Raw genomic sequence first — 21173 nt, forward strand, 5'->3', positions numbered from 1 at the left:
TCAGGGGGAAGGAAACAAGGCATGACCATCGAACTGCACACTTGGAACACGCCGAACGGCCGCAAGATCTCGGTCGCGCTGGAGGAGATGGGGCTGCCCTACAAGGTGATCCCGGTGAACATCTCCAAGGGCGAGCAGATGGCCCCGGCCTTCCTCAAGCTCTCCCCCAACAACAAGATCCCCGCGATCGTCGACCCCGAAGGTCCCGACGGCAAGCCGGTCGGCATCTTCGAATCCGGCGCGATCCTGCTCTATCTCGGCGAAAAGACCGGCAAATTCCTGCCGAAATCGCTGTCCGGACGGGTCCCCGTCTACGAATGGCTGATGTGGCAGATGGGGGGCTTCGGCCCGATGCCGGGTCAGGTGCACCATTTCATCGCCCTCGAGAACGAGCAGGACCGCGCCTACGGCCTGAAGCGCTACATGGCCGAGACGCGCCGGCTCTATGGCGTGCTCGACCGCCGGCTCGAGGGCCGCGACTTCGTCGCCGGCGAGCTCTCGGTTGCCGATTTCGCGATCCTCGGCTGGGCCTGGCGTCACCCCCGCCACAAGGTGGACCTCGCCGACTTCCCCAACGTCAAGCGCTGGTACGACGCCCTGATGGCGCGGCCGGCGGTGAAGCGCGGCATGGAGGCGAAGCTGGATTAGCCTCCCAGCGCCTCGTGCCCCGGACGCAGCGCAACGCGCAAGCGGTGCGCTGCAGAGCCGGGGCCCATGCCTCTGCGATTTTCATTCTTAGCCTCCTGGGTCCCGGCTCTGCGCAGCAGCGCAAGAGCGCTGCAGCGCGTCCGGGACACGAGCGCGGCTTGCGACGTTGGCTACACCTTCTTCGCTTCCACCGCCATTCGCACCGCGAGGCCGGCCAGCACCGTGCCCATCAGCCAGCGCTGCACCAGCATCCAACTCGGCCGGCTCCCCAGGAACAGTGCGATCGATCCGGCTGCGAGCGCGATCATCGCATTGACGCTGACGCTGATCGCGATCTGGATCGCCCCGAGCACCACCGACTGCGTCAGCACGCTGCCGGCGGCGGGATCGATGAATTGCGGCAGCAGCGCCAGATACAGCATCGCGATCTTTGGGTTGAGCAGGTTGGTGACGAAGCCCATCGCGAACAATTTGCGCGGGCTGTCGACCGCGAGTTGCTTCACCTGGAACGGCGAGCGCCCGCCCGGCTTCACGGCCTGCCAGGCAAGCCAGAGCAGATAACCGGCCCCGGCAAAGCGCAGCGCGTCATAGGCAAAGGGAATGGCGAGCAGCAGCGCCGTGATGCCGAACGCCGCGCACAGCATGTAGAACACGAAGCCGAGCGCCACGCCGCCGAGCGAGACAATGCCCGCCGCCGGCCCCTGCGTGATCGAGCGCGAGATCAGGTAGATCATGTTCGGCCCCGGCGTGAGCACCAAACCGAGAGAAACGAGGGCGAAGCCGAGCAGGGCGGGCGTGTGGGGCATGGGTGAACCGGTGCGGGATATGACACGATTCTAATATGCGGCGCGCTGCGGGGCCATCGCGCAATTGCTCGGAGGACAATTGAGCTTCAGTGTCGTCCCGGCGAAGGCCGGGACCCATAACCACGAAATCGAGTTTGGAGAAGACTGCCAACTACGGTCTTGTGCCAAAACTTCTTCCTGGGGTTATGGGTCCCGGCCTTCGCCGGGACGACGCCGTGTGTGTGTAGCGTTCAGTGCGCCTCGTCCCAATTGTTGGCCGCGCGTGCGTCGACATGCAGCGGCACTGACAGCAGCACGGCCGGGAACGGTGCGTCCTGCATCACGCGTTGCACGACGGGCAGCGTTGCCTCGACCTCGGCGTCCGGCACCTCGAAGATCAGTTCGTCGTGCACCTGCAGCAGCATCTGCGCCGACAGCTTCTTCTCGGCGAGTGCGTCCTCCACGCGCGTCATGGCGCGGCGGATGATGTCGGCGGCGGTGCCCTGAAGGCGGGCGTTGATCGCGGCGCGCTCGTTGAAGGCGCGCACCGAGGCGTTGGAGGCCTTGATGTCGGGATAGTGGCATTTGCGGCCGAACAGCGTGGTGACGTAGCCGTAGCTGCGGCAGAAGTCGCGCGTCTCGTCCATATAGGCGCGGATACCGGGGAAGCGCTCGAAATATTTCTTGATGTAGGCCGAGGCCTCCTCGCGCGCGATGCCGAGCTGGTTGGCGAGACCGAACGCGGAGATGCCGTAGATGATGCCGAAATTGATCGCCTTGGCACGGCGGCGGATCTCGCTCGGCATGCCCTTGATCGGCACGCCGAACATTTCCGACGCCGTCATGGCGTGAATGTCGAGCCCGTCGCGGAACGCCTGCTTCAGCACGGGGATGTCGGCGATCTCGGCGAGCAGCCGCAGCTCGATCTGCGAATAGTCGGCGGAGACCAGCTTGTGCCCTGGTGTCGCGATGAAGGCGCGGCGGATCTTGCGGCCGTCCTCGGTGCGCACCGGAATGTTCTGCAAGTTCGGCTCGTTCGACGACAGCCGGCCCGTGGTGGTTGCGGCCAGCGCATAGGTGGTGTGGACGCGATGGGTCTGCGGATTGACGTAGGTCGGCAGCGCGTCGGTATAGGTCGATTTGAGTTTCGAGACCTGGCGCCACTCCAAAATCTTCTTCGGGAAGTCGTGGCCCTGCTCGGCGAGCTCGTCGAGCACCTGGGCGGTGGTCGACCATGCGCCGGTCTTCGTCTTGGTGCCTCCGGGCAGTCCCATCTTGCCGAACAGGATGTCGCCGATCTGCTTGGGGCTGCCGACATTGACGGGCTCGCCGGCAATCTGCTGGATCTCGGCCTCGACGCGCGCCGCGGTCTGGGCGAAGTCACCCGACAGGCGCGACAGCACCTGGCGGTCGATCGAGATGCCGCGCCGCTCCATGCGGGCGAGCACCGACACCAGCGGCCGCTCCAGGCTCTCGTAAACCGTCGCCATGTGCTCGGCGACGAGGCGCGGCTTCAGCACGCGCCAGACGCGCAGGGCGATGTCGACGCCCTCGGCCGACAGCGGCGCGGCCTTGTCGACCGGCACCTGGTCGAAGGTGATCTTGCCCTTGCCGCTGCCGAGCAGCTCGCTCTCCTTCAGCATGGCATGGCCGAACCAGCGCTCGGATAGCGATTCCAGCGCATGCGAGCCGCGGCCGGCATCGAGCACGTAGGAGATCAGGAGAGCATCGTCGATGTTGCGCAAGGTGATGCCATGCTGCGCCAGCATCACGGCGGTGAACTTGACGTCGAAGCCGATCTTGAGGATGCCGGATGATTCCAGCACCGGCCGCAGGGCCTCGATCGCATCGGCATGCCTGACCTGACCGGGCGCGAGCCCTGCATCGAACAGGCCGCCGTCGCCGCCGGATTGCTTGTGCGCCAGTGGCACGTAACAGGCCTCGTTCGGCGCCAGAGCCAAGGCAATGCCGCAGAGGTCGGCCTGCATCGGATCGATCGAGCTTCCGCGCAGCTCGATCGCGACGTGGCCTGCATCGTGGATGCGCGCGATGAAGGCGTCGAGCTCCTCGAGCGTCTTGATCGCCTGGTATTTGCCGCGGTCGACCGGAAGCTTGCGCAAGGCGTCCTCGCGCGCGGCCGCGAGCGAGACCGGCGCGCCTTTCGGGCTCGCGGACTTGTCTTCCTTGCTGGCCGATGTGTTGGGCTGGCTCGGCCGGGCCGGCACCGGCGTGCCGTCGCCCGGCGTGGGCACGACGTCCGAGGGCGGCAGCGGCGAGAACACGCTGGCGCCGCTGGCATAGCCCGGGTCGGCATCGACATTGGCGGGATCGATTTGCGAATAGTCGGCGACGCGTCGCGTCAGCGTCGTGAACTCCATCGCCTTCAGGAAGGCGACCAGCTTGCGCGCGTCGGGCTCGTGCACCGCGAGGTCGTCGAGCGGCACCTCGAGCTCCACCTTGTCGTCGAGCAGCACGAGCTGCCGCGAGATGCGGGCCTTCTCCGCGTTCTCGAGCAGCGCCTCGCGACGCTTGGGCTGCTTGATCTCGCCGGCGCGGAACAGCAACTGGTCGAGGTCGCCATATTCGGTGATCAGCTGCGCGGCGGTCTTGATGCCGATGCCGGGCACGCCGGGCACGTTGTCGGTGGAATCGCCGGCCAAGGCTTGCACCTCGACCACCTTCTCCGGCGGCACGCCGAACTTCTCGATCACCTCGGGGATGCCGATGCGGCGGTCCTTCATCGTGTCGTACATGGTGACGCAGTCGGTGACGAGCTGCATCAGGTCTTTGTCGGAGGACACGATGGTCGCGCTGGCGCCGCGCTCGCAGGCCTGCCGCACATAGGTTGCGATGAGATCGTCGGCCTCGAATCCGACTTGTTCCAGGCAAGGCAGGTCGAAGGCGCGCACGGCCTCGCGGATCAGGGCGAATTGCGGGATGAGGTCATCGGGCGCCGGCGGCCGGTGCGCCTTGTAATCGGGATAGATCTTGTTGCGGAAGGTGATCTCCGACTTGTCGAAGATGATGGCGAGATGCGTGGGCCGATTGTCCTCGGGCATGTCGCGCAAGAGCTTCCACAGCATGTTGCAGAAGCCGAGCACGGCATTGACCTGCAGGCCGTCGGATTTGCGGTTCAGCGGCGGCAGCGCGTGATAGGCGCGGAAGATGTAGCCGGAACCGTCGACCAGGAAGATGTGGTCGCCCTTGCCGACCGCCTTCGCCGCGACCGGTTTGGCAGCAGCTGTCGCAGCAGCGGGCTTGGTGTTCGCCGCCTTGGGCGCGGCAGCCTTGGTGTCAGCTTTGGCGGAGGTCTTCGGGGAGGTTTTGGGCATGGCCGCAATGTATGAATTTTTGCGGGCTTTGACAGCCTTAGAAGAGGGATTTTTGGGCGGATTCCCACACCTCATCGTCGTCCCGGCGAACGCCGGGAGCCATAACCACAGGGAGGAGTTTGGCGAGGTTTGGCAGCTAAGAAGCCGTGGTACGACGACCGCAATCTATCGATTGATCACGCGGTATGGGTCCCGGCGTTCGCCGGGACGACGACTCATTCCGCCGCCTGCAACACGGCTCCCGTCCTCTTCGGTGCGATCCAGAACGCATCGGGCCGCTCGAACAGGAAACGCGCATTGAGGCGCAGCGCTACCTGCCAGATCGCCAGCGCGCCGAGCACGCCGGCGATGGTGACGAGCAGCGACACCGTGCCGATGTCGGCAATGACGCCCGTGCGCAGCAGCAGCGTCCGCGTTGCCGCCATCGGCAGGAAGAAGGCGAGATAGATCACGATCGAATGCTCGCCGCAGAAGCGGAGGACATTCAGCCATCGTGCGCGCGCGAGCAGCGTGCCCGTCGTGATGATGGCGCATGCGCCGGCGAAGCCGAGCACGAGCGAGACGATTCCCCATTCGCTGGCGCCCCACGCGACGAGGCCGGCATTCACCAGCGCCCATGTGGCGAGCGCGGCAAGCGCGAGCGCCGGATGGCTGCGCGCGCGATCCGACAGCGCGAACACATAGGGCGCGAACAGATAGCCCGAATAGAAATAGACGAAGCGCGAGCAGAACTCATCGATGACGGTCCAGCCGGTCGTGATGCGCGCTGTCTCCAGCGCGGCGGCGACGAGCCAGATTGCGAGCGGCGGGACTTTGCGTGTCAGTTTTGTGACGACGAAGAAGATCGGCAGCAGATAGATGAACCACAGCGTGCCGAACGGCTCGATGAAGGATTCCAGATACAGGAGGCCCACGTGATGCCAGCCCGTCTCCGCCGCAAAGGCCGGCGCCTTGAAGCCGAATTGGATTGTCACCCAGACGACATAAAAATAGGCGAAATGCACAACCTTACGGTCGAGATAGATTCGCCAGTCCCGATCGATCACCAGTGACAGGAACAATCCCGAGATCAGGAAGAAATCCGGCATCCGGAACGGCTTTGCGAAGGCCACGGCGACATGCATGAAACCGGTCTGCCCGGCGGCGAGCTCGACCCCCAGCACCGAATGCATCATCACGACCATGACGATGCAGATGCCCTTGGCGTAGTCGACCCAGTCGATACGCGCGGCAGCTTGGGCCTTGAGCCCGCCGTCGGCGATTGTGCCCGATCGTGCCATGGTGTCCCTTTTCGAGGCGCCTTCCGCCCGTCCCTGTGTGGCTGTGGGGCAGTTTGGAGCCCAGTGGTTTCTGACTTCTTTACCGGTTCAAATCGCGGGCCGGTTTTTGCATGCGGACTGTTCCACGGCCGCGGGAAAGTGCTAAACCGCCCAAAATTGGGCTTTCGTTAACCAAGCTGGAACAGGACTTTCCATGCGCATTGCGATGATCGGAACGGGCTATGTGGGACTGGTGTCCGGGGCCTGCTTTGCGGATTTCGGTCACGACGTCATCTGCGTCGACAAGGACGAGAAGAAGATCGCGGCGCTCCATCGCGGCGAGATCCCGATCTACGAGCCGGGGCTCGATGACCTTGTCGCGACCAACGTCAAGGCCAAGCGGCTCGACTTCACCACCGATCTGTCCAAGCCGGTTGCGGATGCCGACGCCGTCTTCATCGCCGTCGGAACGCCCTCGCGCCGCGGCGATGGCCACGCCGATTTGTCCTACGTCTACGCCGCCGCGCGCGAGATCGCGCAGTCGCTCACCGGCTTCACCGTCGTGGTGACGAAATCGACCGTGCCGGTCGGCACCGGTGACGAGGTCGAGCGCATCATTCGCGAAGCCAATCCCAAGGCCGACGTCGTCGTGGCCTCCAATCCCGAATTCCTGCGCGAGGGCGCCGCGATCCGCGACTTCAAATTTCCCGACCGCGTGGTGGTCGGCCTCTCCGACGAGCGCGGCCGCAAGGTGATGGGTGACATCTACCGCCCGCTGTCGCTGAACCAGGCGCCGCTGATGTTCACCGCACGCCGCACCGCCGAGATGATCAAATACGCAGCCAACGCGTTTCTGGCGACCAAGATCACCTTCATCAACGAGATCGCCGATCTCTCCGAGAAGGTCGGCGCCAACGTTCAGGAGGTCGCGCGCGGCATTGGCCTCGACAACCGCATCGGCACCAAGTTCCTGCATGCCGGTCCCGGTTTCGGCGGCTCGTGCTTTCCCAAGGACACCAAGGCGCTGATCAAGATCGCTCAGGATTATGACGTCTCCTTGCGCATCGTCGAATCCGTGCTGGCGGTCAACGAGAACCGCAAGCGCGCGATGGCGCGCAAGGTGAGCCAGGCGCTCGGCGGCTCGCTGCGCGGCAAGACCATCGCGGTGCTCGGCCTCACCTTCAAGCCCGACACCGATGACATGCGCGACGCGCCGTCGATCCCGCTGGTCACAGGCCTGATCGACATGGGGGCAACCGTGAGGGCCTTCGATCCCGTCGGCATGGAGCAGGCGAAAAGCGAGCTGCCCAGCATCACCTATTGCGAGGACGCCTATTCCTGCGCGCAAGGCGCCGATGCGCTCGTCGTCGTCACCGAATGGGTGCAGTTCCGCGCGCTCGATCTCGACCGGTTGAAGGCGAACATGGCAAAGCCCGTCGTGGTGGACCTCCGCAACATCTACCGTCCCGAGGACATGGCGGCCGCCGGTTTCGTCTATGAGAGCATCGGTCGTCCGCCGGTGCAGGGCTGATAACTACACATGATTGTCATACCCCGCGAAGGCGGGGTATCCAGTAATCCCGGTCTTCGTGATGGTCGGGATCTGAGTTTACTGGATCAGCCGCCGCAGTGCGCAATCGCGCACGAGGCGGGTGATGACGGATGCGAGATCTTGCCCCGCAAATTCGATACGCCCCTCCCGATCGATGCCGTGCTCGACGAACTCTCGGGCACGCTGGAGGCCGGCAACGCCGCCGTGCTGGTGGCGCCGCCGGGTGCCGGCAAGACCACGCGGGTGCCGCTGGCACTGCTCGATGCACCCTGGGCCAAGGGCAAGAAGATCATCGTGCTGGAGCCACGCCGCATCGCCGCGCGCGCCAGCGCCGACCGCATGGCCAAATCGCTCGGCGAGCGCGCCGGGGAAACCGTCGGCTATCGCGTCCGCTTCGGCTCCAAGATCTCGCGCGCCACGCGCATCGAGGTGGTGACCGAGGGCATCTTCACCCGCCAGATCCTCGACGATCCCGAGCTCTCCGGCGTTGCCGCCATCCTGTTCGACGAATTCCACGAGCGCTCGCTCGATGCCGACATGGGCCTCGCACTGGCACGCGATGCGCAAACCGGCTTGCGTGAAGACCTGCGCATCCTGGTGATGTCGGCGACGCTCGATGGTGCGCGCGTGGCGAAACTGCTCGGCGATGCCCCCGTCGTCGAAAGCGAGGGCCGCGCCTTTCCGGTCGAGACGCGTTATCTCGGCCGCAAGGCCGACGCGCCGATCGAGCGGCAGATGGCGGACGCGATCGCATCTGCGCTGCGCGCCGATAGCGGCTCAGTGCTGGCCTTTCTGCCGGGTGCTGCCGAAATCCGCCGAACCCAGAATTTTATCAGTGAACGCGTGCAGGACGCTTCCATCGAGATCGTGCCGCTGTTCGGCGCGCTCGATGCCGCCGTGCAGGACCGCGCCATCGCGCCGGCGCCGAAGGGCACGCGCAAGGTCGTGCTGGCGACATCGATCGCGGAAACGTCGCTCACCATCGAAGGCGTGCGCATCGTCGTCGATTGCGGTCTCGCCCGCGTGCCGCGCTATGAGCCCGACATCGGGTTGACGCGGCTCGAGACCGTGCGCGCCTCGCGCGCCGCAGTGGACCAGCGCCGTGGCCGCGCCGGCCGCACCGAGGCCGGGGTATGCTACCGGCTCTGGGACGAGCCGCAGACGGCCTCGCTCACGCCCTACACCCAACCGGAAATCCTCAGCGCCGATCTGTCCTCGCTCGTGCTCGATCTCGCGCAATGGGGCGTCGCCGATCCCGCTGCACTGTCGTTCCTCGATCCGCCGCCGCAGCCGGCCTGGAAGGAAGCGAAGAGCCTGCTCTCCGAGCTCAACGCGCTCGATGGCGACGGCCGCATCACCGCCGAAGGCAAGAGCCTGCGCGCGCTGGCGCTGCCGCCGCGGCTGGCGCGCATGATCGTTGATTCACATCGTGCCGGGGAGGGCGAAGCCGCCGCCGAGATCGCGGCGATCATCACCGAGCGCGGGCTCGGCGGCGACAGCGTCGATCTCGAGCACCGGCGCGACCAGTTCCGCCGCGACCGCTCGCCGCGTGCCGCCAGCGCGCGCGATCTGGCGCGGCGCTGGGCCTCGCAGGTCGCGGCGTCGGAGAAGGCGGGGCCGCAGGAGGATATCTCGACCGGCCTGATGCTCGCCTATGCATTTCCGGACCGTGTCGCGCGCAACCGCGGCAATGGCAGCTTCGTGCTGGCCAATGGCCGCGGCGCGTCCGTCGAGCAGACCTCCTCGCTCGCCCGCGCTCCCTACATCGCGATCGGCGAAATGACGGGAACGGCGGCGAGCGGCCGCATCCTGCTTGCCGCACAGATCACGCAGGAGGAGATCGAGCAACATTTCGCCGAGCACATCGAGAGCGCCGATGAGATCACCTTCGACCGTGGCGCGATGGGGCTGCGGGCGCGGCGCAAGCGGGTGCTGCACGCCATCACGCTCTCGGAGGCGACGCTTGCCGTCTCGCCCTCGGAGGATACCGCGCGCATCTTCGCAGACGGGCTGATCGCAGCCGGCCTCGACCGGCTGCCCTGGTCGAAGGCGGCCAAGCAGTGGCGCGACCGCGTGACGTTCCTGCGCAAGGCCGAGGGTGACAGCTGGCCCGATCTGTCCGACGATGGATTGATCGCGCGGCGCGACGACTGGCTGGTGCCGGCGCTCTACGACAAGATCGCGCTCAAGGACATCTCCGCGGGCGATCTCTCCGAGGCGCTGATGGCGCTCTTGCCCTGGGAGATGCGCGCGCGGCTCGATCGCGAGGCGCCGACGCATTTCGAGGCGCCGACCGGAAGCGTGCTTGCGATCGACTACGAGGCCGAGCAGGGGCCGACCATTGCGGTGCGGCTGCAGGAATTGTTCGGCCTCAACACCCATCCCGCGATCGCTGCCGGCAGGGTGCCGCTGGTGCTGGAATTGCTGTCGCCGGCGCAGCGCCCGGTGCAGGTGACGCGCGATCTGCCCGGCTTCTGGCGCGGCAGCTACGCGGCCGTACGCTCCGACCTGCGCGGCCGCTATCCGCGCCACCCCTGGCCGGACGATCCCGCCAATGCGTTGCCGACAAGGCGGGCGAAGCCGCGCGGCACGTGAGAACTGGCGATCGATATTAACCGTCCGCTCATCCTTTTCGTCAAAATGACACGTGTCCCGGCCTGCCTTCGCTCGCGGACAAACGTGCCGCGTGGTGAAATCGGGCTTTCGGCTCGGAAGTGGTGTGATGCGTAACATTGTGATCTTCGCGGCCGTGATGCTCGGCCTCGGCACCTTCATGGCCCAGATGGCGGACAAGATGAGCTCCGCCTCCGCGACCTCGGTGCCGCGCACGACCGTGGCCGTCGCCTCCATTGCGCCGGCCGGCGGCCGCAACCTGGTCCTCTCTCGTGACGTCCGCGGGCATTTCCAGGCCGAAGGCCGCATCGAGGGTCAGCGCATTGGCTTCATGGTCGATACCGGCGCGTCCGTCGTTGCGCTGAACGAGACCTCGGCAGCGCGTTTCGGCCTGCGTCCCTCGCGCGGCGAGTACACCGCAACCGTCTCCACGGCCAACGGCACCATCAAGGCCGCGCGCACCCGCATCGCCATGCTGGAGGTCGGCGGCCTCATCGTGCGCGACGTCGATGCGATGGTGCTGCCGGATGCGGCGCTCTCGGAGAACCTGCTCGGTCTCTCCTTCCTGTCTCGCCTGAAGCGCTTCGAATACGCCAACGGCCAGATGGTGCTGGAGCAATAGGCGCGGCCCGCACGATCGTCCGACTGTCATTTTCAAAGAAAATATCTTTGCTCTGACCGCCCTCGCGGCAACGTTTCTTCGTTACCAAACTGCCGCAATTATCGGCCATAAGCCTTCATTCCCGCCTTTCGTTGCGGCCCGGCATTCGCTAAGGCTGCAGCAAATCCAGCCCCCTTTTCACGAGACTGTCTCAATGTTCCCGAAGCCGAAATCCGTATTGTTGCCCAACACCTATGCCTTCGAATCCGAGCCGATGGTGAAGCCGACGGGCTTTCGCGAGTATGACGCGCGCTGGTTGTTCCAGAAGGAAATCAACCTGATGGGTGTACAGGCGCTCGGCATGGGGCTGGGCGCGCTGATCGCCGAACTCGGCGTCAAGCAGGAGATCGTTACCGGTCACGATTTCCGCGGCTATTCGGCCTCGATCAAATATGCGCTGATCTCCGGCCTGATGGCGGCGGGCTGCAAGGTGCACGACATCGGGCTTGCGGTGACGCCGATGGCCTATTTCGCACAGTTCGATCTCGACGTGCCCTGCGTCGCCATGGTCACGGCCTCGCACAACGACAATGGCTGGACCGGCGTGAAGATGGGCGCCAACCGTCCGCTGACCTTCGGTCCCGACGAGATGACGCGGCTGAAGCAGATCGTTCTCAATGCCGAGTTCAAGAACAAGGCCGGCGGCTCCTACCAGTTTCACGAGAACTATCCGGCGCGCTACATCGCCGATCTCACCTCTCGTCCGAAGCTGACGCGCAAGCTCAAGGTGGTCGCGGCCTGCGGCAACGGCACCGCCGGCGCGTTCGCGCCGCAGGTGCTGGAGGCGATCGGCTGCGAGGTGATCCCGCTCGACACCGAGCTCGACCACACCTTCCCGAAATACAATCCCAACCCCGAGGACATGGAGATGCTGCACGCGATCCGCGACGCGGTGCTGCATCACAAGGCCGATGTCGGACTCGGCTTCGACGGCGACGGCGACCGCTGCGGCGTCGTCGACAACACCGGCGAGGAGATCTTTGCCGACAAGGTCGGCGTGATGCTGGCGCGCGACATGTCGGCGATCCACAAGGACGCGCATTTCATCGTCGACGTGAAGTCGACCGGCCTGTTCGTCACTGATCCCGTGCTGCAGAAACAGGGCGCCAAGACCGCCTATTGGAAGACCGGCCATTCCTACATGAAGCGCCGCACCAACGAGACGGGCGCGCTGGCGGGCTTCGAGAAGTCGGGCCATTTCTTCTTCAACAAGCCCTATGGCCGCGGCTATGACGACGGCCTGGTCTCGGCGATCGCGATCTGCGACATGCTCGACCGTGCGCCGGGCAAGTCGATGGCGGATCTGAAGAACGCGCTGCCGAAGACCTGGTCGTCGCCGACCATGTCGCCGCACTGCGCCGACGAGACCAAGTATGGCGTCATCGACCAGGTGGTGAAGCACTTCGAAGGCCTGCAGGCGAAGGGCGCCAAGATCGGGGGACAGGCGATCCGCGATCTCGTCACCGTCAACGGCGTGCGCGTCACGGTGGAGGACGGCAGCTGGGGCCTGGTGCGCGCCTCCTCCAACAAGCCCGAGCTCGTCGTCGTGGTCGAGAGCCCGGTCTCCGAGCAGCGCATGCACGACATGTTCGAGATGGTGAACAGCGTGCTGCGCACGCATCCGGAAGTCGGCGAGTATAATCAGAAGATCTGATTTGGCGTCAGGGCGTCTGCGCTTGCCGCATCCACTGCTGTGTCATCGCCCGCGAAAGCGGGTGATCCAGTATTCCAGAGGCGGTCGTCGCATACGGAGAAGCCGCGGCGTACTAGATCGCCCGGTCCCGGCTCCGCCAAGGTTACGCCGGGCCACGATGGTGCTCGGCCGGCGAAGCCTTAGCGAAGTCGGCAAGCCGGGCGATGCCAGCGTCCGTGTGGCAGCGCCTACGCTGTCCGCAACGAGCCCAGGAAGCCGTCAACCTCGGCCTTCAACCGCTCCGACTGCGATGACAATCCGGCCGCAGCCTGATGCATCTTCGAAGCCGCTGCGCCGGCCTCGTTCGATGCCTTGCTGACGCTCGAGATGTTGTCGTTCACCTCGCGCGTGCCGGTGGCTGCCTGCTGCAGGCTGCCGGCGATCTCGCGCGTTGCCAGACCCTGCTGATCGACCGCGGTCGAGATCTGGCCGGAGATCTGGTCGATCTCCGCAATCGTCGCGCCGATCGCCTGGATGGCGTTGACGGCATCGCCGGTCGCGCTCTGGATGTTCTGCACCTGCGCCGAGATCTCCTCGGTGGCCTTTGCGGTCTGGTTCGCCAGCGCCTTCACCTCGCTCGCGACGACGGCAAAGCCCTTGCCGTGCTCGCCGGCACGGGCCGCTTCGATGGTCGCGTTCAGCGCCAGCAGGTTGGTCTGGTTGGCGATGGTCTGGATCAGCGTCACGACCTCGCCGATCTTCTGGGTGCCGCTGGCAAGGCCCTCGACGACCTGATTGGTGCGGCGGGCTTCGTCCGCGGCCCGGGCCGCGATTTCGGCGGAACGGGCGACCTGCTGAGTGATGCTGCTGACCGACGCGGTGAGCTCCTCGGTTGCTGCAGCCACCGTTTCGACATTGCTCGAGGCCCGATTCGAGGCTGCGGCCGCGGCGGCGGTCTGCCGCGCGGTGTCGGCGCTGTTGTTGCTCATCGAGGACGACAATTGCTGCACCTCGCCGGCGGCGATCGCCACCGCCTCGACGATGCTGCCGATGCTGCGCTCGAAATTGCCGGCCAGCCGCTGCTTGGCCGCCTCACGGTCCTGCTTCGCGCGCTGCTCGACTTCGCTGCGTTCGCTGTTGGCGCGTGCTTCCGCCGCCATCGCGGCCCGGGCCTCGGCGGTCTTCACTGCCGTGGTCTCGAACAGTTCCTGGAGCTTGTGCGCCAGCGCGATCAGCACGCCCGCCTCGATCAGCAAAATCACCGCGTGAAGCACGACGCGGCCGAAATCGGAGCCGCCCGGATAGATCGCCGCAGGCAGCAGGAAGTTCAACGCGATGTGATGCAATGCCACCGCGACCGTCGCTGCGGCGATCGCACGATAATCGCAATAGGCGACGATGCACGCCAGCGCGGCAAAGAAGTACATGTGCATGTCGATCTGCCACGGGTTCCCCTCGAACTGCCAGGTGAACATCGACACGCCGCTCATCAGGGCGACGGAGAACACCAGGCGTGTGGAGAGGCCGTTGCCCGACATGCGCCAGGACAAGGTCGCGGCGAGCGCGAAGACGGTCATGAAGATGGCGGGGATGAGCCAGGCCTTGCCGAGCGCCAGTCCGATCGTCACGCTGATAGGCACGTGCAGCCAGAGCACCGCGACAAGGACCTTGCTGGTGGTCTGGCGCAGCGATTCCAGTCCGTCGTTCTCGATAGTCATCACGTCATCCCCCGGCCTATCTGCCAATGCATGCCGACACCGCTTGCGCGTCCATCACGAACCAGGCACCGGCCTCATAGAGGCGGCGCAGTCCGTCATGGTCATCCGGGCGGACGACGAGGAGGGTGGGAAGGGCGGTTGCCCCGACGATCGCCGCTTGCGCCGATCCCGCAGCCTCAAACACCTGCTGCGTGCCCCACCAGGGCGGAAACACAACTGCGACAATTGTCGCGCCCGGACGAACCTGTAAGGTGAGGATTGCGAGCGCGATCCAGCCTGCGACCAGCAACGCAGTCGCATTCGCCCAGGCAGGCCAAAGCCGGGACGGAATCGCCGTTCTCCCCTCCATGCGGCGAAGATAGGCGGCCGAACCTAATTCTCGGTAAATGGTTCCTTACCGAGGTACCGTGTCAGGCGGAGACCGGGAACGTACGGGTGATCAGCGGCGATCGCCGCCGATCTCAGTTCGTGCGGCGTGGGTTGCTGGCTCGATCTAAGCCGCCACCACTGCCGGGATCGGCAGCGCGGTGACCGACTTGATCTTCTCCATCGCGAAGCGCGAGGTGACGTTCTTCAGCGGCACGGCGCTGATCAGCTTCTTGTAGAACACGTCATAGGCCTGCATGTCCGCGACCACGACGCGCAGCATGTAGTCGACGTCGCCGGCCATGCGGTAGAACTCCATCACCTCCGGCATGGCGCTGACGGCTTCGGCGAACCGCTTCAGCCAAGCGTCGGAATGGTCGGAGCTCTCCACCGATACGAATACGGAGATGCCGAGCCCGATCTTGTTCTGGTCGACGAGGGCGACGCGCTTGATGATCACGCCATCGGCCTCCAGCCGCTGGATGCGCTTCCAGCAGGGGGTGGAGGACAGGCCGACGCGGTCGCCGATCTCGGCGACGGAGAGGGAGGCATCGTCCTGGAGGACCATCAGAATCTTGCGGTCGATGGCATCGAGGCGGCGGCTGGTCTCGGGGATCTGGACGGCAAGGTCGGTCATTTGAAGAACTTTGTTCCAATTTATGGGCTGATTTTCCTGATATAGAGAAAATCATTCCACATCAAGCCCATAATCTCGGCGCGCCAGTGGAATCGCTCTAGGGTCCGTCTTGTAAAAACCCTTCAACTTCAAGGCGTTGCGGCGCGGCTTGGCCGCCGCCATGGCGGGTGCATTTCAGCGCTGCAGCGGCCGCGGCGAATCGCAGCGCCTCCCGCGCGTCCTTGCCCTCGGCAAGGCCGAGCGTGAATGCGCCATGGAAGACGTCGCCGGCGCCGAGCGTATCGACCGCCTGAACCGGGAAGGCCGGTGTCTCCTCCAGCTCGCCCTCCTCGTTCAGCCAGATCGTGCCGCGTGGGCCGCGGGTGGCGGCAAGGAAGGCCGGCGTCAGCCCGGCCAGCCGCTTCAAGGCTTCGCCGTCGTCAGCGATGCCCGCGGTCTCCTGCACCTGTTCGCCGGCGAACAGCAGATGCGATGCGGTCGTGAGCAGGCGGTCCTGCAGCGCCATCGGGCGGTCGACGCCGACGATGATGGCAATGCCGCGCCGGCGCGCCTCAGTGCAGAGGGAGGTCGCGAACGCCCCGCAGCGGCTTTCGACCAGCACTGCCCGGCAATCGGCGAACAATTCGTCCGCGTCCGGCAGCTTCACCGTCCACAGGCCGGGATCGCGATAGATGGTGAGCGTTCGCTCGCCGGAGGGCTCGATCATGATCGCCGAGACCGGCGTGGCCAGGCCCGGCATGCGCACGATGTGCGTGGTGTCGATGCCTTCAGCTTCCATCCGTTCGAGGATGAAGCCGCTCGACGTCTCCCGCGCATCGCCCATGGGCCCCGCGAACGCGACGCGGCCGCCGAGCCGGGAAATGGCGATCGCGGCATTGAGCGCGTTGCCGCCGCAGATCTCCACAAGATGGCTCGCATTCGCCTTGCTGCCGCGTTCGGGCAGGGCCTCGACGCGAAAGGTGAGATCGCGCACGGGAATGCCGATGCAGAGGATGCGCGGCGCGATCCCGGATGGCGCCATCGGCGATCAGCCCTTGTCGTGCACCCAGCGGCCGAGCAGATGGTGAGCGATGGCGAAGGGATGCGGGCCGGCGAGCCCGTCGGGATGGGTCCGCGCCAACATCTTTGCAGCCTCCTCGCGCGTGAACCAGCGCGCATCCTCCAGCTCCGAATGATCGACCACGACGTCGTCGCTCACGGCCCGCGCGCTGCAGCCGATCATCAACGACGACGGATAAGGCCAGGGCTGGGTCATGTAATATTGCACGTCGGTGCAGCGAATCCCGGACTCCTCGAAGATTTCGCGGCGCACCGCATCCTCGATGGTCTCGGCGGCTTCGACGAAGCCGGCGAGGCAGGAATACATGCCCGGCGGAAAATGCTTCTGGCGGCCGAGCAGGCATTTGTCGCCGGAGGCGACCAGCATGATCACGACCGGATCGGTGCGCGGAAAATGCTCGGCCTTGCAGGCAGGACAATCGCGCTTCCAGCCGCCTTCCTTCATAGCACTGCGCGTGCCGCAATTGGCGCAATAGCCGTGGCGTTGATGCCAGCTCACCATCGACTTCGCCATCGCGATCGCCGACAGCTCCTCGGGCGGAACGGCGCCCTGCATCGCCATGCCGCGCAGCTCGGTCACGGTATACTCGCCGCCGCCGACCAGCTTCTCGGCGGCCGCCTGCGACAGGCCCATGCCGAACATGGCCGCGCCGTCACGCAGGCCGAGGAAGATCGTGCCGGGATTGGCGCCGCATTTCAGCGCCTCGCCGATCCCGAGCAGCGCGCGCACCGTCTCGCCCTCCCGCTTCACGAGAAGCGAGTCGCGGTAGACGACATAGGCCCGCGACGACGGCTTCTGCTCCATCGCGAACAGCTTCTCGTCGTCGCGGCGCAGATGCGCGGCGCGGTCGAGGATGTTGGTGACGAAGGCCGGTTGCCCTAACGGAAAGGCGTCGAATGCTGACATGTCGTGTTCTTTCAACCCAACCAGATCTTGCGGCGAAGCGCGCTGATGAAATTCTGGACTTCGGTGGCGTCATGGGCCAGCGGCGGCATCACGCCCCATACCGGCCGCGGCCAGGCCGCGTCGCTGGTCCGGCGCGCGATGATGTGAACGTGAAGCTGCGGCACCAGGTTGCCGAGGGCTGCGACATTGAGCTTGTCGCATCCGGTGATCTCCTTCAGCGCGCGCGAGACGCGGGAGATCTCGGTCATCAGCTGCGCCTGCTGCACCTCGTCGAGGTCGATGATCTCGACCGCATCAGGCCGCCGCGGCACCAGCAGCAGCCAGGGATAGTGCGCATCCTTGATGACCAGCACCTTCGACAGCGGCAGGTCGCCGATGTCGATCGTGTCGTCTTTCAGGCGGGAGTGCAGCGACCAGGCGGGTTCGGGCATAGGTGTTTCCGGATGGCCCGGTGGGGACGGGCGTGTTGGGCCGGACCATACGATAGGGATTTTGCCAGGGGAAGGTTGGGGGCCGCGGGGGCGGCATGCTCCGCTGTCGTCCCGGGGCTCGCGCTACGCGCGCCCCGGAATGACGGAACTACGCCTCCGCAATCACTCGCGCATTGGCGCGGATCGAGGCTTCGCTGACACGAATCCCGAGGCCGGGTCCATCCGGCACCACGACGTGCCCGGCGCGGTTGGCGACGCGCTCTTCCAGCACGTCCTCGGTCAGCACATGATGCGGCATGTAGAATTCGCAGCCGAGCGAGATGCCCGGCGTGGCCGCGATCAGCTGCGTGCCTGCGGCTAGCCCAATGCCGCCCTCCCACAGCGTGCCGCCATAGCCGGGCAGGCCCGTGATATCGGCGATCGCCATGATCGCCTGCGCCTCGAACAGGCCGCCGGCCTTCATCAGCTTGACCGAGACCGCGTCGGCCGCCTCGCGGCGCACCACCTCCATCATGTCGCGGCGATCGAAGCAGCTTTCGTCCGCGAGAACAGGTGTCTCCAGCGCCGCGGTGAGCTGCGCCATCACGTCGAGATATTTGCGCGGCACCGGCTGCTCGATGAAGGTCGGTGCGAACTCTTCGACGTCGCGCAAGGTCTTGATGGCGCCGAACGGCGCGAGCGCCTGGTTATAGTCGACGCGCAAATCGACCTTGTCGCCGAATTCCTTCCGGATCGCTTCGAGGTGCGCGAGGTCCTCGCGATGCGGCTTCACGCCGGTCTTGACCTTGTAGATGACGTTGCCGTCCGGAACCATCTTGCGCATGCGGTCGAGATCGGCGGCGAAATCGGGATCGGCGATCGAGAAGGAGAGGGGGATGGTGTCGCGCACGCGGCCGCCGAGCAGGTCGGCGACCGAAAGCCCCGAGGACTTGCCGACGATGTCCAGCAGCGCCATCTCGATCGCGACTTTCGCTTCGGCGTGGCCGACCAGCGCGCGGTCGAGCTCGGCCATCAGCGCGCGTATGCGCCGCACGGATTTGCCGAGCACGATCGGACGCAAATAGATATCGAGCGCGGCGAACGCGGCTTCCGGCGTTCCCGTGAAGACCTCCCATGGCGCGGCCTCGCCCCAGCCGATCACGCCGTCGCTGGACGTGAGCTCGATCAGCACGCGCTTCACCGTGCCCTTGACGTTGCCGACGCCTTGCAGACGCGCCATCTTGATCGGGCTTTCGATCAGGAACAGCCTGAGACGTTCGATGGTCGCTCCGGTCATGTCAGACCTCCATTGACGTGCCAGATCTGGCCGGTGACGTAGGATGCCTTCGGGGATGCCAGGAAGGCGATGATCTCGGCGACCTCCTCGGGTCGCCCGCGGCGGCGCATCGGGATCAGCGCCTCGGTCGCGGCGATCTGCTCGGGGGAGAGCCGGCTCTCGCTCGGCTTGTCCTTGACGATGAGGCCGGGTGAAACCGCGTTGACGGTAATGCCATCCCTAGCGAGCTCGATCGCGGTCAGCCGCACCAGCGCTTCCAGCGCGGAACGGCTCGCGGCGGTCGCGGCGAAGGGCGCGAATTCGGGCCGGATCACGTGCGCAACGAAGGACGACACCGCAACGATCCGCGCGTCTTGCCCGGCGCGCAGCAGTGGAAGTGCAGCGTCGATCATCCGCGTGAACGCGAGCGCCGATTCGTCCATCGCCTGCCGGAACTGATCCGCCGGCGTGCCGATCGCGCTGCCGCGGCGGGCGTGGCCGCCGACCAGGATCAGTCCATCGAGCCGGCCGAAGGCGGCTTTTGCGGCGGCGAGGGCATCACTGGCCGCGCGTTCCTCGGCGAGATCGCCAAGGCATTTTGCCGCGACGGCGCCTTTCGCTTCGGCATCGGCCGTCGCGGCGTCGAGGCCGTCTGCGTTCGCGCGTGTATGGAGCAGCAGCCCGACGCCAGGCGCCGCGAGCAGCTTTGCCGTGGCGCGGCCGATGCCGCTGGCGGCCCCGGTGACGAGATAGACGCGTTCGATATCAGGCATCAGGGTGTCGCATTTGCCGGCGGCAGCGCGCCGGTGCGGTGGAAATGGCTGAGGAAGGCGCGCGTTGCGGCCTCCCGCGGGCTATCGATGACCTGCCGCGCCGGGCCTTCCTCGACGACGACGCCGTCGCGCATGAAGATGAGACGGTCGGCAACCTCGCGGGCAAAGGCGATCTCGTGGGTCACGATCACCATGGTCATGCCTTCGGATGCCAGTTGCTGGATCACGTTCAGGACTTCACCGACCAATTCAGGATCGAGCGCGGAGGTCGCCTCGTCGAACAGCATGACGTCGGGCTCCATCGCGAGCGCCCGCGCGATCGCGACGCGCTGCTTCTGCCCGCCGGAGAGCGTCGCCGGATATTGGTCCGCCTTCTCGGCAAGCCCTACCTTGGCGAGCTGCGCCCGCGCGAGCTTTTCCGCATCCGCCCTGGCCATCCGCCGCACCGTGACCGGTCCCTCCATCACGTTCTGGAGCGTCGTCATGTGCGGGAACAGGTTGAATTGCTGGAACACCATGCCGGTGGTGGCGCGGAATCTTGCCAGCGACTTCACATCGGGGAGCTTCGAACCCTCACCGAACGCAAAGCGGGTGTCGCCGACGCGGACGCTGCCGCCGTCGGGCACGACCAGGAGATTGATGCAGCGGAGCAGCGTCGACTTGCCGGAGCCGGACGGACCGATCAATGCCACCACGCCGCCCTTGGCGACGTCGAGGTTGATGTTCTTGAGGACCTCGTTGCTGCCGAAGCTCTTGCGAAGGCTGCGGATCTCGATTTTCGGCGTTTCGCTCATTCGCTGACCGCCAGTCGCTTCTCGCCGCGCCGGACGAGGATGGTGAGCGGAATCAGGATCGCCGCATAGGCGACCGCGACGGCGGTGTAGGTTTCCAGCGGCCGGTAGCTGTCATGGGCGGCGACCTGGCTCTGATAGACGAGGTCGGGCACCGCCAGCACCGAGACCAGCGAGGTGTTCTTGAACTGGATGATCGACTGATTCATCAGCGCCGGGATCATGCGCTTGATCGCCTGCGGCAGCACGATGCGGCGCATGGTCTGGATCGGCGTCATGCCGAGCGCGGCGCCGGCTTCGGACTGGCCGCGATCGATCGAGATGATGCCGCCGCGGATGATCTCGGAATAGAACGAGCCGCCATAGAGCGAGAGCGCCAGCGCCGAGGCCGTGATCGGCGTCATCTCGACGCCGGCGAGGATCGGCAGTGCGTAATAGAACCAGATCAGCTGCACCAGGATCGGCGTGCAGCGGAACGCCTCGATGAAGGCAAGCGCGGCGAGGCGCAGCGCCTTGAAGCGCGACAGGCTGCCGAAGGCACCCAGCAGGCCGAACAGCAGCCCGCACACCACGATGACCACGGTGAAGCCGACGGTGACGCCGAGCCCGTTGAGAAAGAGCCAGCGATAGCTCCAGAGAATTCCGAAGTCCCACTGATACATGCGTGCTTTACTCGTCGTGGGTGACGTGATTCCGGGGCGCCCGGAGGGCGAACCCGGAATCCAGAGATTGTAGCGCGGGATTCCGGGTTCT

Annotated in this window: 18 protein-coding genes; 5 read left to right on the top strand and 13 right to left on the bottom strand. The window is 65.8% G+C overall.

Annotated elements, in window-relative coordinates; translation table 11 throughout:
• Window positions 1-21 precede the first annotated feature (21 nt).
• A complete protein-coding gene (locus HAP40_RS04310) occupies window positions 22-648 on the top strand; it encodes a glutathione S-transferase family protein (protein WP_166818952.1) in 627 nt (208 codons plus the stop codon).
• A 170-nt stretch (window positions 649-818) separates the two neighbouring features.
• Here the strand turns inward: HAP40_RS04310 and HAP40_RS04315 are convergent, their stop codons facing one another.
• From HAP40_RS04315 to HAP40_RS04325, 3 genes are all read right to left on the bottom strand, one after another.
• On the bottom strand, window positions 819-1454 hold the full coding sequence (locus HAP40_RS04315; RefSeq protein WP_166818951.1) for a LysE family translocator: 636 nt from the start codon (window positions 1452-1454) through the stop codon (window positions 819-821).
• Between the two features lie 230 nt (window positions 1455-1684).
• Window positions 1685-4765 carry a DNA polymerase I gene (gene polA / locus HAP40_RS04320; protein WP_166818950.1) on the bottom strand — a complete coding sequence of 1027 codons (3081 nt, stop codon included), beginning with the start codon at window positions 4763-4765 and terminating at the stop codon, window positions 1685-1687.
• Between the two features lie 215 nt (window positions 4766-4980).
• Window positions 4981-6045: an acyltransferase family protein gene (locus HAP40_RS04325; protein WP_166818949.1), complete on the bottom strand. Its 1065-nt coding sequence runs from the start codon at window positions 6043-6045 to the stop codon at window positions 4981-4983.
• Between the two features lie 193 nt (window positions 6046-6238).
• On the opposite strand from HAP40_RS04325, the gene HAP40_RS04330 reads away from it, so the two are divergent.
• The 4 genes from HAP40_RS04330 to HAP40_RS04345 all read left to right on the top strand — a co-directional run bounded on the left by HAP40_RS04330 (window position 6239) and on the right by HAP40_RS04345 (window position 12504).
• Entirely contained in the window at window positions 6239-7555 is a 1317-nt protein-coding gene (locus HAP40_RS04330) for a UDP-glucose dehydrogenase family protein (RefSeq protein WP_166818948.1), read from the top strand.
• Between the two features lie 141 nt (window positions 7556-7696).
• A complete protein-coding gene (hrpB, locus tag HAP40_RS04335) occupies window positions 7697-10171 on the top strand; it encodes an ATP-dependent helicase HrpB (protein WP_166818947.1) in 2475 nt (824 codons plus the stop codon).
• A gap of 127 nt (window positions 10172-10298) precedes the next feature.
• Window positions 10299-10811: a TIGR02281 family clan AA aspartic protease gene (locus HAP40_RS04340; protein ID WP_166818946.1), complete on the top strand. Its 513-nt coding sequence runs from the start codon at window positions 10299-10301 to the stop codon at window positions 10809-10811.
• A 193-nt stretch (window positions 10812-11004) separates the two neighbouring features.
• Window positions 11005-12504, top strand: coding sequence for a phosphomannomutase/phosphoglucomutase (locus HAP40_RS04345; RefSeq protein ID WP_166818945.1), 1500 nt, complete (start codon window positions 11005-11007; stop codon window positions 12502-12504).
• Between the two features lie 227 nt (window positions 12505-12731).
• Here the strand turns inward: HAP40_RS04345 and HAP40_RS04350 are convergent, their stop codons facing one another.
• The 10 genes from HAP40_RS04350 to HAP40_RS04395 form a co-directional block, all read right to left on the bottom strand.
• Window positions 12732-14201 (bottom strand): methyl-accepting chemotaxis protein, encoded by a 1470-nt coding sequence (locus HAP40_RS04350; RefSeq protein ID WP_166818944.1) that lies wholly within the window; start codon window positions 14199-14201, stop codon window positions 12732-12734.
• Window positions 14202-14217: 16 nt separating this feature from the next.
• Window positions 14218-14490: a hypothetical protein gene (locus HAP40_RS04355; RefSeq protein WP_334270917.1), complete on the bottom strand. Its 273-nt coding sequence runs from the start codon at window positions 14488-14490 to the stop codon at window positions 14218-14220.
• 204 nt (window positions 14491-14694) lie between these two features.
• Window positions 14695-15204, bottom strand: a complete 510-nt coding sequence (locus tag HAP40_RS04360) for an Lrp/AsnC family transcriptional regulator (RefSeq protein WP_166818942.1) — start codon at window positions 15202-15204, stop codon at window positions 14695-14697.
• A gap of 97 nt (window positions 15205-15301) precedes the next feature.
• On the bottom strand, window positions 15302-16225 hold the full coding sequence (locus HAP40_RS04365; RefSeq protein ID WP_166818941.1) for a sugar kinase: 924 nt from the start codon (window positions 16223-16225) through the stop codon (window positions 15302-15304).
• Between the two features lie 6 nt (window positions 16226-16231).
• The gene (nudC, locus tag HAP40_RS04370; protein ID WP_166818940.1) at window positions 16232-17170 is read right to left on the bottom strand and encodes an NAD(+) diphosphatase; all 939 of its coding nucleotides are present in this window, start codon (window positions 17168-17170) and stop codon (window positions 16232-16234) included.
• An 11-nt stretch (window positions 17171-17181) separates the two neighbouring features.
• Window positions 17182-17601, bottom strand: coding sequence for an HIT family protein (locus tag HAP40_RS04375; RefSeq protein WP_166818939.1), 420 nt, complete (start codon window positions 17599-17601; stop codon window positions 17182-17184).
• 148 nt (window positions 17602-17749) lie between these two features.
• Window positions 17750-18877, bottom strand: coding sequence for a muconate cycloisomerase family protein (locus tag HAP40_RS04380; RefSeq protein ID WP_166818938.1), 1128 nt, complete (start codon window positions 18875-18877; stop codon window positions 17750-17752).
• Entirely contained in the window at window positions 18874-19629 is a 756-nt protein-coding gene (locus HAP40_RS04385) for an SDR family NAD(P)-dependent oxidoreductase (RefSeq protein WP_166818937.1), read from the bottom strand. Before HAP40_RS04385 ends, HAP40_RS04380 begins: the two co-directional genes overlap by 4 nt.
• Window positions 19629-20423 carry an amino acid ABC transporter ATP-binding protein gene (locus HAP40_RS04390; protein WP_166818936.1) on the bottom strand — a complete coding sequence of 265 codons (795 nt, stop codon included), beginning with the start codon at window positions 20421-20423 and terminating at the stop codon, window positions 19629-19631. The genes HAP40_RS04385 and HAP40_RS04390 overlap by 1 nt, the downstream gene beginning before the upstream one ends.
• Window positions 20420-21082 carry an amino acid ABC transporter permease gene (locus HAP40_RS04395; protein ID WP_166818935.1) on the bottom strand — a complete coding sequence of 221 codons (663 nt, stop codon included), beginning with the start codon at window positions 21080-21082 and terminating at the stop codon, window positions 20420-20422. The genes HAP40_RS04390 and HAP40_RS04395 overlap by 4 nt, the downstream gene beginning before the upstream one ends.
• Between the last annotated feature and the right edge of the window lie 91 nt (window positions 21083-21173).

The organism is Bradyrhizobium sp. 1(2017) (assembly GCF_011602485.2).
Classification (GTDB): domain Bacteria; phylum Pseudomonadota; class Alphaproteobacteria; order Rhizobiales; family Xanthobacteraceae; genus Bradyrhizobium.